General features: G+C 74.1%; 17 protein-coding genes. 12 read left to right on the top strand and 5 right to left on the bottom strand.

Going from position 1 to position 15,334, the window contains the following annotated elements; genetic code table 11:
- Positions 1-34 precede the first annotated feature (34 nt).
- Positions 35-817: a TetR/AcrR family transcriptional regulator gene (locus BMY40_RS13435; RefSeq protein WP_093659009.1), complete on the top strand. Its 783-nt coding sequence runs from the start codon at positions 35-37 to the stop codon at positions 815-817.
- A 67-nt stretch (positions 818-884) separates the two neighbouring features.
- On the opposite strand, the gene BMY40_RS13430 is transcribed toward BMY40_RS13435, so the two are convergent.
- From BMY40_RS13430 to BMY40_RS13410, 5 genes are all read right to left on the bottom strand, one after another.
- Positions 885-1,385 (bottom strand): anthrone oxygenase family protein, encoded by a 501-nt coding sequence (locus tag BMY40_RS13430; protein WP_093659007.1) that lies wholly within the window; start codon positions 1,383-1,385, stop codon positions 885-887.
- 257 nt (positions 1,386-1,642) lie between these two features.
- Entirely contained in the window at positions 1,643-2,719 is a 1,077-nt protein-coding gene (locus BMY40_RS13425; protein WP_093659005.1) for an esterase-like activity of phytase family protein, read from the bottom strand.
- Between the two features lie 75 nt (positions 2,720-2,794).
- Positions 2,795-4,042 (bottom strand): serine hydrolase domain-containing protein, encoded by a 1,248-nt coding sequence (locus BMY40_RS13420; protein ID WP_245770060.1) that lies wholly within the window; start codon positions 4,040-4,042, stop codon positions 2,795-2,797.
- A 179-nt stretch (positions 4,043-4,221) separates the two neighbouring features.
- Complete coding sequence (locus BMY40_RS13415; RefSeq protein WP_093659003.1) at positions 4,222-4,986, bottom strand: ABC transporter permease; 765 nt, start codon at positions 4,984-4,986, stop codon at positions 4,222-4,224.
- Positions 4,983-6,023, bottom strand: a complete 1,041-nt coding sequence (locus tag BMY40_RS13410; protein WP_093659001.1) for an ABC transporter ATP-binding protein — start codon at positions 6,021-6,023, stop codon at positions 4,983-4,985. The genes BMY40_RS13415 and BMY40_RS13410 overlap by 4 nt, the downstream gene beginning before the upstream one ends.
- Before the next feature lie 433 nt (positions 6,024-6,456).
- On the opposite strand from BMY40_RS13410, the gene BMY40_RS13405 reads away from it, so the two are divergent.
- The 11 genes from BMY40_RS13405 (at position 6,457) to BMY40_RS13360 (ending at position 15,333) form a co-directional block, all read left to right on the top strand.
- Positions 6,457-6,915 carry an RNA polymerase sigma factor gene (locus tag BMY40_RS13405; RefSeq protein ID WP_177213996.1) on the top strand — a complete coding sequence of 153 codons (459 nt, stop codon included), beginning with the start codon at positions 6,457-6,459 and terminating at the stop codon, positions 6,913-6,915.
- A gap of 428 nt (positions 6,916-7,343) precedes the next feature.
- Entirely contained in the window at positions 7,344-7,544 is a 201-nt protein-coding gene (locus BMY40_RS13400; RefSeq protein WP_093658997.1) for a hypothetical protein, read from the top strand.
- A 249-nt stretch (positions 7,545-7,793) separates the two neighbouring features.
- Complete coding sequence (locus tag BMY40_RS13395) at positions 7,794-7,973, top strand: hypothetical protein (protein ID WP_093658995.1); 180 nt, start codon at positions 7,794-7,796, stop codon at positions 7,971-7,973.
- A 202-nt stretch (positions 7,974-8,175) separates the two neighbouring features.
- Entirely contained in the window at positions 8,176-9,012 is an 837-nt protein-coding gene (locus BMY40_RS28055) for a hypothetical protein (protein ID WP_177213995.1), read from the top strand.
- Positions 9,009-10,070 carry an alpha/beta hydrolase gene (locus tag BMY40_RS13390; protein ID WP_177213994.1) on the top strand — a complete coding sequence of 354 codons (1,062 nt, stop codon included), beginning with the start codon at positions 9,009-9,011 and terminating at the stop codon, positions 10,068-10,070. The genes BMY40_RS28055 and BMY40_RS13390 overlap by 4 nt, the downstream gene beginning before the upstream one ends.
- Positions 10,067-10,609 (top strand): hypothetical protein, encoded by a 543-nt coding sequence (locus BMY40_RS13385; RefSeq protein ID WP_093658991.1) that lies wholly within the window; start codon positions 10,067-10,069, stop codon positions 10,607-10,609. The genes BMY40_RS13390 and BMY40_RS13385 overlap by 4 nt, the downstream gene beginning before the upstream one ends.
- On the top strand, positions 10,606-11,361 hold the full coding sequence (locus BMY40_RS13380) for a class I SAM-dependent DNA methyltransferase (RefSeq protein WP_143071772.1): 756 nt from the start codon (positions 10,606-10,608) through the stop codon (positions 11,359-11,361). The genes BMY40_RS13385 and BMY40_RS13380 overlap by 4 nt, the downstream gene beginning before the upstream one ends.
- 16 nt (positions 11,362-11,377) lie before the next feature.
- Positions 11,378-11,557, top strand: a complete 180-nt coding sequence (locus BMY40_RS13375; RefSeq protein WP_143071771.1) for a hypothetical protein — start codon at positions 11,378-11,380, stop codon at positions 11,555-11,557.
- Positions 11,554-13,347: an ABC transporter ATP-binding protein gene (locus tag BMY40_RS13370; protein WP_093658987.1), complete on the top strand. Its 1,794-nt coding sequence runs from the start codon at positions 11,554-11,556 to the stop codon at positions 13,345-13,347. Before BMY40_RS13375 ends, BMY40_RS13370 begins: the two co-directional genes overlap by 4 nt.
- Positions 13,344-14,837: a phytoene desaturase family protein gene (locus tag BMY40_RS13365; RefSeq protein ID WP_245770059.1), complete on the top strand. Its 1,494-nt coding sequence runs from the start codon at positions 13,344-13,346 to the stop codon at positions 14,835-14,837. Before BMY40_RS13370 ends, BMY40_RS13365 begins: the two co-directional genes overlap by 4 nt.
- Positions 14,830-15,333: a hypothetical protein gene (locus BMY40_RS13360; RefSeq protein ID WP_093658986.1), complete on the top strand. Its 504-nt coding sequence runs from the start codon at positions 14,830-14,832 to the stop codon at positions 15,331-15,333. The genes BMY40_RS13365 and BMY40_RS13360 overlap by 8 nt, the downstream gene beginning before the upstream one ends.
- The last annotated feature ends 1 nt before the right edge of the window (position 15,334 follow it).

The following is a 15,334-nucleotide window of genomic DNA, read 5'->3' as shown; positions in this document are numbered from 1 at the left end:
CCGGTTTTCTGACGCACCCGTAGGATGGACCGCGATGACGAGCGAGAACAGCGACCGCGGCTACCTCAAGCGCAGCCTGGACCTCCTGTGGGGCCAGGGGGAGCGCCCCTCCCGCGGCCCCAAACCGGGCCTGACCCTGGAGCGCATCGCCGCCGCGGGCGTCGCGATCGCCGACGCCGAGGGGATCGACGCGCTCTCCATGCGCCGCGTCGCCGCCGAACTGGGCGTCGGCACGATGTCGCTCTACCGCTACGTGCCGGGCAAGGCCGAACTGCTGGAGCTGATGATCGACCGGGCCTACCGGATGATGCCCGGCGACGACGCGCCGCGGGACGCCGACTGGCGCACGGTCCTGCGGTACGTCGCCCACGGCAACTGGCGCATGTACCTGGCCCATCCCTGGCTGCTCCAGACCAGCCTGGCCCGGCCCGTACTCGGCCCCGGCGCCATGGCCGGATTCGACTACGCGCTGTCCGGCCTGGTCCCCCTCCCCCTCACCGACCAGGAACGGCTGGGGTTCATCGCCGCCGTGGACGGCTATGTCGCCGGCTGCGCCCGCGCCCACGTGCACGCGGCCCTCGCCGCGCGGCAGACCGGCATCAGCGACGAGGAGTTCTGGACCACCCACGGGCCCCTCCTGGAGAAGGCGATGCTCAGCGGCGCGTACCCGCATGCGGCCGCGCTCTCCGAGGACACCTTCGCCGTCCCCGGGGAGCGGCTCTTCGAGTTCGGCCTGGAGCGGCTGCTCGACGGCCTGGCGGCGTTCCTCGCCGCCGCGGACGGCGGGACCGCCGAGCGGCTGGGCGGCGAGGGCTGAGCGGCTGGGGCTGAGCGGCTGGGCGGCGGGGGCTGAGGGCCGTACCGCCCGTACCGCCCGTACCGCGTCAGGCCGTGGCGCGCCCGTACAGGACCAGGGCCCAGGCCAGGCAGCCGAACGCGGCGGTGGCCGCCACCGCGCGGACGGTGTTCCAGGCGGCCCACGAGGACTCGAAGCGCTCGCGGACGGCGGCGAGACCGGCCTCGCCGTCCGGCTCGCCGGCGGCGGCGAGACGCTCGTTGAGCGGGACGTTGACCGCCGCGGTGACGGCGAACATCACCAGGTACAGCACCAGTCCGGCGACGGTGAACGGCAGGGCCGCGCCCCCGTCACCGGCCCACTGCAGGGCGGTGGCGAGGGCGATGACGACGGGCGCGCCCATGAAGCAGCCCAGGAACCAGCCGTTGAGGATCGCCTCGTTGATCCGCCGCATCGCCGTGACGAAGGTACGGTCGTCGCCGCGGCGCAGACCGGGCATCACGGCGTAGGCGAAGCCCGCGAACAGCCCGGCCATCAGGCCCGCGGTCAGCGTGCCCGCGAGCAGGGCGAGGGTCGTGAGCGCCCTCATGCCGCCGCCCTCAGGGCGCGGGACGCGGCCGTGGTGCGGCAGGCGGTACGGCAGGTGGTGCGGTGGACGGGCTCGCGCACGCGGTTCTCCTTCACGGACACGCACGGGCACGCGCGGACAGGCGCGGGCACGGCGGGGCGCCGACGGACCGGGCCCCGAAGGACGCTACCGCGACCGGCCGCCCCGCGCGGCAGAGCTTCCGGCCGGTGCGGCGGCCGGGCACCCGCTCCCGGGCGGGGTCGGTTGCCGATACGGCGTCAGGAAGCGTCGCCTCCGCGCCGCTTCGAGCGGCGCAGGGCCAGGAGGAGGACGGCGCCCGCGGCGAGGGCGAGGACGAAGCCGAGGGTGTTCCCCTCTCCCCCGCCGTCCTCCCCGGTGCCGTCCCCGGCGTCCCCGGCGCCGTCGGCGTCCGGCTTCCGGTCGCCGTCCCCGGCGCCGTCACCGCCGCCGGTCCGGTCCGGATTCTCCTCCCGCGCGCTCTCGGGGAGTTGCTCCTCGGTCAGGGGCATGGGCCGTACGGGGCTGCGCTCGCCCTCGGTGCCGTACAGCAGGGTCCGGCCGTCCGGGGTGAAGGTCACCGACTCGCCCTGGCGCTGCACCGGCACCGTCAGCCGTCCCAGCTCGCGCGGCTTGCCGTCCTCCCAGGCGTACATGGTCCCGCCGAAGTAGCCGCGCACCGCAAGCCGGGTGCCGTCCGGGGAGAAGGCGGCGTCGGTGGCCCACAGGTCGATGTCCGCGACGCGTGTGAAGGTGGCGGCGCCGGACGCCGGGAGCTTCTCGGGCCCGGCGTACAGGGCGCCGCCGTCCTCGTGCTTGCTGACAATGTACACCCGCCCGGTGACGGGGTGGACGGCCAGCGACTCGGCGTCGCGCGGGCCGTCCGCGTAGCGCACGGTGTGGCGGGTGACCTCGACCGCCTGGTCGGCCAGCCTCTCGGGCTCGGCGAAGCGGTAGATCCACACCTCGGGCCACCGGCCGCCGAAGTTGTCGCCGATGTCGCCGACGTACACGTCGCCGTCCGGGCCGACGGAGACGGCCTCGACGTCGCGCGGCGAGACGCCGGTCAGGGTGACGGTGGCGACCGTCTCGCCGGTGCGGCCGTCGATCGCGTAGACGTACGGCCCGTCGTCGCTGTCGTTGTGCGTCCAGTACACGCCGGGGTGGGTGCGGCCGGCCGCCAGGCCGCTGGACTCGGTGATCCGCTCGTCCTCGATCGTGAAGCCGTCGGAGGCGGGGTCGGCCGCCCGGGCCGCCCCCGCTGTTCCGGTCGATCCGGTCGTCCCGGCCAGCACGATCACCGTCGCCGCGCCCAGGGCGCGCACAAGCCTCCGCATGCCCCAAGCCTGCCATCCGCGGGGGCGCCGTCCGCACGTGTGCGCCCCGGGCGGGCGCCGGTCACCGTGCCGCCGTCACCACAGCGGTTCCGGCTGGAGCGGGCCGGTCTTCGGCCCGGGCTTCGGCGCCGGGGCCGCCGGGGTGCCGCAGAACTCCGCCTCCAGGGCGGCGGTGGCGTTCACGGGGATCCCCTGGGCGTTGAGGTTGAGGGCCAGGGAGTGGCCGCCGTCCCGGGTGGCGAGGGCGAGGGAGGACGAACCGGGGATGCCGCCGCTGTGGCCCCACACCCGCTTGCCGCAGGACAGTTCGCGGGTCTGGAGGCCCAGCCCGTAGCGGTCGCCGCCCTGCTCGCCCGTGGGGACGGCCTCGAACATCTCGGCCATGCTCTCCCCGGACAGCAGCCTGCCGGTCATCAGCGCGCGCAGGAAGCGGTTGAGGTCGTCCACGGTGGAGACCATCTCGCCGGCCGCCCAGGCCGCGGAGGGGTTGAAGTCGGTGACGTCGGTCAGTTCCGCCCCGGGGCCGCCGAACGGCACGTAGGCCCGGCCGTGCGGGCGCGGCATCGTGGCCCGGGTGCCGGGCAGGACCGTGGCGCGCAGGCCGAGCGGGCGCAGGACGCGGCGCTCGACCTGGTGCGCGTAGGAGTCACCGGTGACCGCCTCGATCACCATGCCCGCCAGGACGTAGTTGGTGTTGGAGTAGGACCAGTCGGTGCCCGGGGCGAAGTCCGGCTCGTGCCCCATGGCGATGCCGACCAGCTGCTCGGGGGTGTGGGTGTCGTAGCGGTGCTTCTCGAAGTCCTCCCGCAGCCTTCTGCCGAACCTCTCGTCCGAGGTGTAGTCGAAGATCCCGCTGGTGTGGTTCAGGAGCTGCCGGAGGGTGACGCGGCGGCCGTCGTGTCCGTTGCCGCGCACCACTCCGGGCAGCCGCTCCTCCACCGTGTCGTCCAGGTCCAGCCGTCCCTCCTGCTGGAGTTGGAGCATGACGGTGGCGACGAAGGTCTTGGTGATGCTTCCGACCCGGAAGCGGTCCGGGCGGATCCGCGGCCGCCCGGTGTCCAGGTCGGCGACGCCGGCGGAGGCGGTCCAGGTGCCGTGCCCGTCCCGCGCCTGGGCGAGCACCCCGGGGACGCCGGCGTCCACCATGTCGTCCATGGCCTGCCGGAGCGCCGCGTGGTGTCCGCCGTGGTGCCGCTGCCGCTCGGCGGTGTCCGCGGGCGCGGCGGGACCGGAGGCGGCGGAGGCTGCCGCCGGGACGGCGGTCAGGGCCAGGGCGGCGGCCACGGCCAGGGTGGTCGCGGTGCGGAGGCTTCTCCTGCTCAAGGGGTGTCCCCTTCCTGTCGGCGGTGCCGTGCGCGGACGGGCCGCACGGCACCCCCGAGGACGGACGGGGAGTCCGCAACGTTGAGCCGCCGCCGGACGGTTGGGCCGGTTCCGGCCCTTTTCCCGTCACCCCCGGCGGACGGCTCCCGGGCAGTGGGTCACCGGCCGGCGGCGGCACGTCAGGTGCGGGGCTCCCAGCGGAACCTGCGGAACGCCACCCACGCGAACAGCGCCGCCCACACCGCGTCCAGCACGATCCGCGCCGGCACCTCGGCCGCCGAGAGCTGCCCGGTCCACCCGGAGCGGATCAGGTCCACGGTCGGGGAGAGGGGGGCGTACACCAGCACGTCGCCGAGCGCGTCCGGCAGCACCTCGCGGGGGATGTAGACGCCCGAGGCCAGCGGCAGGACGAAGATCGCCGGGAGGGTGGCGACCATCACCGACTCCACGGAGCGGCACAGCGCGGCCGTGGCGGCGGCCATCGCGGTCATCAGCGCGACCCCGGTGACCAGCCCGGCGACGGCCGAGAGCGGCTGCCGGGGCGCCGCGCCGAACATCACCGACAGCACCACGGCCACCACGGCGATCTGGGCCACGGTGAGCGCGACGTACATGGACGCGCCGCCGGCCAGGATCACCGGGTCGGAGACCTCCCCGGTGCGCAGCCGCTTGAGGACGAGTTCCTCGCGGCGGGCCACGTACAGACCGGTGACGGAGGAGTACAGGGTGAAGATCAGCAGGATGCCGGCGGAGGTGGAGACCATCAGCGGGCCCGCGTCGACGCCGTGGGCGGCGAGGTCCATCTGCTCCTGCACGGAGCGCATCGCCACCAGCAGCATCAGCGGGACGGCGACCGCGAAGACGTAGTTGGCCCGGATCCGGTTGAACAGCTTCCACTCGATGCGGAACAGGGTCCTCATGTGCCGCAGTGCCAGGCCGTTCACGCTTCCTCCCCCTGCTTCGCCCCGATGCCGGCGAGCGTCTCCCCGCCCCGGTCGCCCCGGCCGTCCCCGTCGTTCCCGCCGTCCCGGCCGTCCTCGCCGTCCCGGTCGTCCCCGTCGTCCCGGCCGGCGATGCTGATGAAGGCCTCCTCCAGGGAGGCCGGCCGCGCGGTGAACCGCTCCAGCTCCGCGCCCTTCTCCTCGGCCCAGGCCAGCAGCCGGGCGGCGTCCTTCTGGAGCTGCCCGGTGGTGATCGTCACCCGCCCGCCCCGCTCCTCCAGCGAGGTGCCGCCGATGGGCAGATCGCGCACCGTCCACCGGTCGTCCAGGCCGAACGACAGTGTGGAGGGGTGGTCGGCGACGATCTCCGCGACGGTGCCGGAGGCGGCGATACGGCCCCGGTGCATGATGGCCAGCCGGTCGGCCAGGGACTCGGCCTCCTCCAGGTAGTGCGTGGTGAGCAGGATCGTCGAGCCCCGCTCCCGCAGTTCCCCGATCAGCCGCCAGGTGGCGTGCCGGCCCTCGGCGTCCATGCCGGCGGTGGGCTCGTCGAGGAAGAGCACCTCGGGGCGGGAGAGGGTGGCGACGGCCAGGTCCAGGCGCCGCTTCTCCCCGCCGGAGAGGTTCTGCACCATCACGTCGCGGCGGTGGGAGAGCCCGGCGAGCTCCAGCGCCTGTTCGACGGGGCGGGGCCGGGAGGTCAGCTCGGCCCACATCTCCACGCTCTCCCGCACCGTCAGATGCGAGATGAAGCCGCCCTCCTGGAGCATCGCGCCGGTGCGCGGGCGGATACGGGCCCGGTCCGCGATCGGGTCGAGGTCGCCGAAGAGGCGTACGCGCCCGCGGTACGGGGCGGCCAGTCCCTCCAGCAGTTCGACGGTGGAGGTCTTGCCGGCGCCGTTGGTCCCCAGCAGGGCGAACAGCTGCCCGGGCCGTACGGTGAAGCTCACCCCGCGCACCGCGTCGAAGGTCTTCTTCCCGCGTCCGTAGCGGCGCCAGACGTCATGGGCGTGTATGTGGCTGCTTTCCGCTTCCGGCATGTGTCCTTCCTCGGTGTGGGGAGCCGGGGTGATCATGTCATGAGGCGGTTCGAGACCCGCGCATATCCCGTGAATTCTTGGCCACGCCGTCGATGAATTCAATACCATCGGTGTCGGCGGTCATCTCGCCCCCAGTCGGCAGCGGTCCGAAAAATCCGCACTCGGCAGCCGAAGTTAGGCATACGCCCGGAGGTCCGCGGGGGTCCGGCGGTAACCCTCAAATCTTGCTCAGATCGATGCCTCCACCGGTCAAAGATTCGGTCATGCGTGCCTACAGTTACCGCGCTGCGTGCGCCTGACCAACGCGCCACGCGCAGTACCAGTGCCGCCGCCCTTTGCGAAGGGGCCTCGCCGGGGGAGCGTTTTGATGCCGAATGCCGATGTTCAGTGCGAGATGGGACGCGAGAGAGAGGGCGGGAGAGACACGGAGTCGTTGATCCGTGAACTTCTTCCGCTGCTGCGCCGCCGGGCTTCCCGGCTGCTGGGACAGGACGCCGACGACGCGGTGCAGACCGCGTGCCTCAAGCTGCTGAGGTCGTCCGACTCCTGGCTCTCCCACCCCAACCCCGCCGCGTACGCGGTCCGCGCGGTCACCACCGCGGCGTACGACCTGGCCGAGCGCCGGGCGAAGGACACCCCCGTCGACGAGTTCCCCGACCACGCTCATCCCGGCGACCCCATGGCGCAGCGGGAGGCCAGGTGGGAGGTGGGCCGGCTGCTGTCCGCGGTGCCGCGCGGGCAGGCCGCCGCGATCTTCCTCGTCGACGTCCAGGACTACACCATCGACGGGGCCGCCGCCGTGCTGGGCGTCCACCGGGGGACGGTCTCCCGGGCCCGGGCGCACGGGCTGCGGGCCATGCGGGGTCTGGTGGGGCTGGCCGAGGCCTCCTGAGGGGCCTGCCGGAAAAATTCCCCGCCGGCCGGTCATACGCGGACGGGCCCCGGGGGGTTATCCAGGCAGAAGTACGGCGGAGACCCGGAAGACGCGCCGGGGAGAGGGCCGGGAGCCGGGCCGGAACACGGACCGCGTCCCGCGCCCGGGCATCCCGGACAGGCCGCCGCCGCACTTCCCCAGACCATTCCGCAAAAGGGGGACAGAGGAAACGGAAACGGCCGCGAGCGGCTTCCGCAAGGCGCCACGGGAATTCGACCCTTTCCCGTCGGCGGTCGTGCGGTGATGATTTCCCGTTCCGGCCGTCCGGCGATTCCCCCTGCCTCCGGGAGACCGGACCAGAAGAATTCCCGGCGCCTGCCCTGTGGGGATCCGGCGGCGGGATGCCCTTGAAACCGAAACGATTCGCATGAAAGGAGGGACAGCTCATGCTGATCCGGAAGGTGAACGCCGACACGTCCCTGCGCGGGACGCTGGAGCCCGGTTCGCCCCTCGGCGGTGCCGCCCCGGTCATGGCCACCCCGGCGCTGATCGCGACCCCGGTGATCGCCAAGGCCGCCGGTGCCGTGGTCGGCGCCGGCGCGGTGACCGGTGCCGCCTACGTGGCGTACAAGACCGCCACCGGCTGATCCCGGTGAACCCGCCGATCCGCCCACCGGCACCGTCCCCACTGCCGGAGTCCGCGAGACCTCCGGCGCCGATCGACGTACCCGGGGCCGTGGGCCCGGCGGTCCTCGGCGGCCGCCCTGCGTACGGCCGCCGGTGAGCACAGCCCCGCGTGCCCGGGACCGCTCCCGGGCCCCGGTTCCGGCGGACAGTCCCGTTGCCCGCCGGAACCGGAGCGCACTCCGATCTACCAGACCAGTGGAGGAAGCACCATGTCCGTGCTCGTCGAGAAGGTCAACGCCGGTGTCGGTCGTCCGGTCGAGGACGAGGCCGCCCCGGTGATGGCGACCCCGGCCGCGTTCGCCGCGGGCGTCGTGGCCGGCGCGAAGGCGTCCGCCATCCTCGTCGCCGCCGCCGGTGTCGGCGCCGCGGTCGCCAACGCCCAGAAGTAAGCACGAGGCGGACCCGGAAGCGACCGGGCGCCCGCGGGGGGTCTCACGGGCCCGGGCCCCCCGCATCCGCCCCACGCCTCCCGCCGCCCGCTTCCGCGGTTTCCGCCGCTTCCGCCGTTCGCGCCCGCCGCCCCTCCCTCCCCGCCACCGTCCCGATCCGTCCCCACCCCGCCCCCAACCGCCGCGCGATCAGGAGCAGATCATGCTGTCACGTCTCCGCAGGGCCGCGGAGTCGGCGTGTGCCAGGCCGCTCGCCACCGCCGAGCGGCTCTCCGCCGCCACGCACCTGCTGTCCAGTCTCGAGTACATGGTGCGCAAGGTCGACCGGGAACCGGGCGGCCTGAACGACTGGACCCACACCAGGGCCCAGGTGCCCGCGAAGACGAAGGCGATGCAGAAGGTCAGGGACTTCGTCGCCCGCGAGCCGGTCACCCAGGCCCTCCACGGTTCCCGCGCCCTGGCGGCGGCGGTGCTCATCTCGCCGGTGCGGAACAACACGGTGCGGATGCTCGCCAACGCCTATCTGGCCGGCAGCCAGGTCCTGATCTACCCCCGCCACCTGTTCGGCACCGACGGCTCCGACCAGGTCTCGTTCCTGGTGCAGACGGCCGCCGCGCTGGGCCGGGCCGGCGGCACCGACGCCACCCGCAACGCCGCGGTGCAGTTCATCGGCGCCCAGACCGTGCTGTCCTACGGCGCCTCCGGATGGGCCAAGCTGCCCGGCGACGCCTGGCGTTCGGGCGACGCGCTGGTGAAGATCATGCGTACCCAGACCTACGGCGACGAGTGGTTCTTCAAGCAGCTCGACAGGTACCCGGCCGCGTCCCGGGCGATCTGCCACGCCGTGCTCGCCCTGGAGTGCGGCTTCCCGCTGCTGCTGCTGAGGAAGGGCCGGTACATCGACGCCGGGCTGCTGGTGATGGGCGCCTTCCACCTGGCCAACGCCCGCTTCATGGGCCTGTCCCGGTTCGCGTGGGCGTTCGCCTCCACCTACCCGTCCGTACGGGCGCTGGCCCGGGGCACCGGGGAGGCGTCGTGACGGGGACGTCCTTCACCCGGCTCACCGCGGCCGGCCTGGCGGCGTGCCTGGCCGCCGGGCTCGCCCACCAGAACTACGCCACCGTCATGTCGCGCACCGGCCACCGCGGTTTCGAGCGGCGCCGGGTGCGCTGCGGCACCGGCAACATCGTCGACTACCACGTGCGGCGCGGGCGCGAGGGCGGCCCGGCCGTGGTGTGCGAGGCCGGTCTGATGAGCACCTCCGCGGCGTGGCTGCTGGTCGCCGACCACCTCGGCCCCGATGTGACGGTGCTGCTGTACGACCGGGCCGGGTACCGCGGTTCGCTGCGGCGCTGCCCGGAGGACTACTCGCTGAACGAGTCGGTGAGCGACCTGACGGAGGTCCTCGCGGACGCGGCCGACGCCCGTCTGCTCGGCGGCGGGCCGTGCGTGCTGGCCGGGCACTCCCTGGGCGGCTACCTCGTCCACCGCGCCGCCGCGGCGGCGCCCGGGCGGGTGCACGGGCTGGTCCTGGTGGACCCCACCCACCCGCGCGAGCTGTTGCACTCGCGCCGGCAGCGCGAGGGGTCCCGGGGCGTGAACCTGACGATGAAGCTGGGCCCGTGGTCGTCGGTGTTCGGCGCCGGCCTGCTCATCGACAAGAAGGGCCTGTTCTCGTTCGCCGAGGGCAGCCCGTACCACCGCAAGCTGCGGCTGGAGGGCTCCGCCCCCTCCACCTGGCGCTCGGCGCGGCGCGAGTGGGACTACTCCTACGCGTTCATGCTCGACGGCGGCCGCCCCCTGGACCGGCTGGACGTGCCGGTCTCGGTCGTGGCGGCCGAGGGGACGGTGCGGGACACCCCCGAGCACCGGGAGCTGTACGAGGAGTACCTCGCCTCCGGCACCGGCGGCCGCATCACCACCGTGCCCGGCTCCAACCACCTGTCGGTCCTCGGCGGCACCGCGTGCGCGCCGCACACCGCGGAGGCGATCGGGCAGGTCCTGGCGGACGCCGCGGCCCGGCCCGCCCACGGGGCGCGCGAGGTACACGAGGTACGCGAGGCACACGGGAAGTCCGAGAGCGAGGAGGCGGCGTGAAGGCGGCAGCGGTACTGGAGCGCGCGGTCCCGGCGGTACTCGCCGGCTGGTTCGTGGCGTCGGTGCTCAGCCAGCACCCCGACCGCAGCTACGACAAGCTCCGGAGCATGGACAAGACGGGCACGGGGATCCTCATCCCCAACTGGCGCTTCTTCGCGCCCAATCCGGCCGTCGAGGACCAGCACTTCCTGTACCGGCTGGCCAGCGAGGACAGAAGCGAGCACACCGAGTGGCGCGAGGTGTACTCCATCACGCCCCGGAAGATGGCCCACGCGTTCTGGTTCCCCGGCCGCCGCATGGAGAAGGCCGTCTTCGACGTGGCCTCCACCCTGGTGCACAACCCCGGCGCGATGACGCCCCTGCACCAGGAGGCCAAGAAGGCCGCCTACCGGCTGGTCGGCGACTTCGTCCGCAGGCGCATCCAGCCCGAGCCGGGCTATCCGCTGTTCCAGGTGATGCTGGTGCGCTACTCCGGCTACGACCACAGCGAGGACCCCAAGTACGACATGGTCTTCGACTACGAGAGGGTGACACCGTGACCCAGGACGTCCATGACGCTCCCGGTGTTCGTGACGGACGCGGCGTGCAGTACGGCACGGCCGTGGCGTCCGTGTACGACTCACTGATCGCGCCCGCCATGCCCGCCGAGGTCGCCGTCGACCGCCTGCGCCCGTACGTCGCCGGCGCGCGCGTGCTGGAGGTCGGGGTGGGCACCGGCCGGGTGGCCGTGCCCGTCGCCGCCCTCGCCCGCGAGGTGGTCGGCGTGGACAACTCCCGCCCGATGCTGGCGGAGTTCCGCGCCAAGGGCGTTCCGGCCAACGTGTCGCTGGTGGAGGCCGACTTCCGCCGGCCGCTGCCGCTCCAGGGCCGGTTCGGCGCCGCGTACTCCACCATGGGCTCCCTGGCCTGCGTCCACTCCCGCGAGGAGCTGACCGCCGCCCTCGCCCATGTGCGCGAGGTGCTGGAGCCCGGCGCGACGCTGTCGCTGGAGTACTACTCCACGGCCGTCTACCGGCCCCTGGTGGAGCTGGGCACCGTCACCGTGCCCATGCCGCACCACGGGGGCACCACCACGTTCACCACCACCGTCGACGACGCGGACGTGCTGACCATGGGCACCCTCGTGGAGAAGGACGGCGAGGCGCCGGTGGAGTTCGCCGAGCAGGTGCTGCTGATCGAGCGCGACGAGGTGGAGGCCTGCCTGGTCCGCGCCGGATTCGCCGTCCAGGAGGTGGTTCCGGCCGAGGAACTGCTGCCCTACGACTGGTACACCGCCCGCGGTGTCGCCTGAGAGGAGGTCCACGGCCGTGCTGACAGCGAGCCGTGCGGCGTGGTTCGGCGCCGCTTTCGTCTTCGCCCTGCCCGCCATGCTCCTCATGTTCGGGGACAGCGGGCTCACCCGCGGCACGCTCTGGCTCCAGAGCGCCCTGTTCGCCGCGAGCATCGCCGCGGCGGTCGCGGTCGTCTTCGGCAGGGGGCCGTCGTGAACATATCCGCCATCGTCCGCCGCCACCGGCCGCTGCTCGGCGCCGGTGTGCTCCTCGGTCTGCTGGGCACGGCCGCGACCCTGCTGCAGCCGCTGCTGATCGGCGACCTGATCGAGGCCGTGGTGCTGGACGAGCCGACGGCCCGTCCGATCGCGCTGATCGCCGCGCTGTTCGCCGCCGACGCCCTGCTGGCCGCCACGCACTTCTACCTGATCGGGCGCGCGGGGGAGAACATCGTCCTGGACATGCGCACCACCCTCACCGGGCGTCTGCTGCACTCCCGTATCGCGGAGTTCAGCAGGCTGGAGCACGGCGACGTGTTCACCCGCACCGTCGCCGACACCTCCATCGCCCGGGTGGCGCTGTCCTCCTCCGTCGCGCAGATGATCACCGCCGGGTTCACCACCGTCGGCTGCATCGCCGTGATGGCCTGGATCGACTGGCGGATGCTGCTGGTCACCGCCGGCTGCCTGGGCGTCGCCTCGGCGGTCGCCCTGGGGCTGGCCCGCGCGGTGCGCCGGGTGGCGGTGGTCAACCGGGAGGACACCAGCGCCTACGGCTCCGGGCTGCTGCGCGCCCTGGGCGCGCTGACCACCGTCAAGGCGTCCCGTGCCGAGGAGCGCGAGGCCGAGCGGCTGCGGGGGCTGGCCGACGCCGCGCGCGGCAGCGGCATCCACGTCACCCGGCTGTCGGCGATGCTGATGCCCGCCATGAACGTGGGCACCCAGGTGTCGCTGGCCGTGGTGATCGCCTGGGGCATGGCCCGCACCGCCACCGGGGAACTGCCGGTGGAGGACCTGACCGCGTTCATCATGTACCTGTTCTACCTGGTGTCCCCGCTGGTGATGCTGTTCATGGCGCTCGGGGAGTTCCAGCAGGGGCGGGCCGCCATCGACCGGGTCAAGGAGCTGGCCGCCATCGGCCAGGAGACCGACGGCGAGGACGGTGACCGGGACGGCGGCCGGGACGGCGCACCCGGCACCCCCTCCCCCGCCGCCTCCTCCGCGTCCGCACCCGCCTCCGCGTCCGCGGGCCGCGGCGAGGTCCCCGCGGTGGAGTTCGAGGACGTCGCCTTCGCCTACCCCGGCGCCCCGGCCCCCGCGGTGGAGGGGATCTCGTTCTCCCTGCCCGCCACCGGGGTCACCGCGGTCGTCGGCCCGTCCGGCGCCGGGAAGACCACCCTGTTCCAGCTCATCGAGCGCTTCCAGGCCCCCGACCGGGGCACCGTCCGCGTCGCGGGCTCGGACGCCGCCGCCCTGCCGCTGGACGAACTGCGCTCCCGGATCGGCCTGGTGGAGCAGGAGGCACCGCTGATGCGCGGCACCGTGCGGGAGAACCTGGTCTACGCCCGCCCCGACGCCACCGACGAGGAGATCGCCGAGGCGGTCGAGGCGGCCCACCTCACCGACGTCGTCCAGGCGCTGCCGGACGGTCTGGAAACCGAACTCGGCGAGGGCGGCGCCGGCCTGTCCGGCGGCCAGCGGCAGCGCCTGGCCATCGCCCGTGCGCTGCTGGCCCGGCCCGACGTACTGCTGCTGGACGAGGCCACCTCCAATCTCGACTCCGACTCCGAGTCGGCGCTGCGGGCCGCCATCGCCACCGTCGGCACCCGCTGCCAGGTGCTGACCATCGCCCACCGCATCTCCACCGTCATCGACGCCGACCGGATCCTGGTGCTGGAGGGCGGGCGGCTGCGCGCCCGCGGCACCCACGCCGAGCTGATGGAGAGCGACGAGACCTACCGGCGGCTGGCCGGCCGGCAGCTCGCCCCGGCGGGGGCCGGGCAGTGACCGACCCCGTGGGCGGCGCGACCCCCGACGCGGCGATCGTGGGCACCGGGCCCAACGGTCTGTCCGCCGCGGTGACGCTGGCCCGCGCCGGGCTGCGGGTGGTGCTGTACGAGAAGGAGGAGACGATCGGCGGCGGTCTGCGCACCGAGTCGCTGTTCGACTCCGACGTGGCGCACGACGTCTGCTCGGCCGTCCACCCGATGGCCGCCGCCTCCGCCTTCTTCCGCCGCTTCGACCTGCCCGCCCGGGGGGTGCGGCTGCTCCAGCCCGACATCCCCTACGCCCACCCGCTGTCCCGGGGGCGGGCGGCGGCGGCCTGGCGCAGCCTGGAGACCACCGCCGAGCGCCTGGGCGTGGACGGGACCCGCTGGACGAAGCTGATGGCGCCGCTGGCCGACCGCAGCCGGGGCGTGGTGGACCTGCTGCTGTCCGGGCAGCGCTCCCTGCCGCCGGACCCGGTCGCGGCGCTGCGGCTGGCTCCCCGGGTGCTGGCCCACGCCACCGCGCGCGGCGGCCGGTTCGCCACCGAGGAGGCCGAGGCGCTGCTGGCCGGGGTCGCCGCCCACGCGGTGGGGCGGATGCCCTCCCTGACCTCGGCCGCGGTGGCGATGCTGCTGGGCCACACCGCGCACAGCACCGGCTGGCCGCTGCCCGAGGGCGGCAGCGCGCGCATCGCCGAGGCCATGGCCGCCGACATCGCCGCGCACGGCGGCGTCTTCCGCACCGGCCACCGCGTGCGCGACCTGGCCGAACTGGGCGGCGTACCCATCGTCCTGCTGGACGTCGGTCCCCGGGAGTTCCTGGCCCTGGCCGGCCGCCGGCTGCCCGCCCGCTACCGGCGCGCCCTGGAGCGCTTCCGGTACGGGCCCGGCGCGGCCAAGGCCGACTTCCTGGTCTCCGCCCCGATCCCCTGGCGCAACCCGCTGGTGGGGCGGGCCGGCACCGTCCACCTCGGTGGCACCCGTGACGACGTGGTCCGGCAGGAGAACGCCACCGCCGCCGGACACCCCGCCGGCGCGCCGTTCGTGCTGGTGGTGGACCCGGCCGTCACCGACCCCTCGCGAGCCGCGGGCGGGCGGCGGCCGGTGTGGGCCTACGCCCACGTGCCCAACGGCGACACCCGCGACCCGGTGGAGCTGGTGCGCCGCCGCATCGAGGAGTACGCGCCCGGCTTCACCGACACGATCGTCGCCTCCCGCGGCATCCCGGCCGCCGACTACGAGACCTACAACCCCAACTACACGGGCGGCGACATCGGCGCCGGCGCCATGACCCTGCGCCAGTCCGTCGCCCGCCCCACCGTGCGCTGGAACCCGTACACCACACCGCTGCGCGGGGTGTACCTGTGCTCGGCCGCCACCCCGCCGGGGCCGTCCGTGCACGGGATGTGCGGCCATCTCGCCGCGCTGGCCGCGCTCCGCCGCCACCACGGCCTGCGCACCCCGCCCGACCTGTCCCCCGCCGACACGAGGAGCCGATCCGATGCGTAGACGTACCCGGGCCGCGATCACGGCCGCCGCCGCCCTGCTCGCGGCCACCGCCCTGCCCGGCGCGGCCACCGCGGCCGCGAGCACGGCCGCGAGCACAGCCGGGAGCACAGTCGCCGGGACCGGCGCCACCGCCGACGCCACCGCCGCGGCCGCCCGCGTCCCCTGGTCGGTGCGGCACGGGTCGGCGTCCGCCTCCGGCGAGCGGTGGGTCGAGACGAGCGTCGCCGGGATCTTCCACACCCTGGTGATCCGGGGCGAACTGACCGGTTCCGGCAGCGGCTGCCACTCGCTGTGGATCCGCTACACCTACGACCTCGCCCCGGCCCCGCCCCGCAAGTACGCCGAGGTGTGCGGCTCCGGCAGCACCCCCGTCGCCCTGCGGCACCAGTACCGCCCCACCACAAGCGGCTATCTCACCGTGTGCCGGGGCACCGATGACACCGAGGACTGCGCCGCCTGGCAGAACATCACCTGGTGGCCCGTCAGCGGGGGCTGAC

It is taken from the genome of Streptomyces radiopugnans, from assembly GCF_900110735.1.
Classification (GTDB): Bacteria; Actinomycetota; Actinomycetes; order Streptomycetales; family Streptomycetaceae; genus Streptomyces; species Streptomyces radiopugnans.
This window is presented reverse-complemented; position numbering and strand designations above follow the sequence as displayed.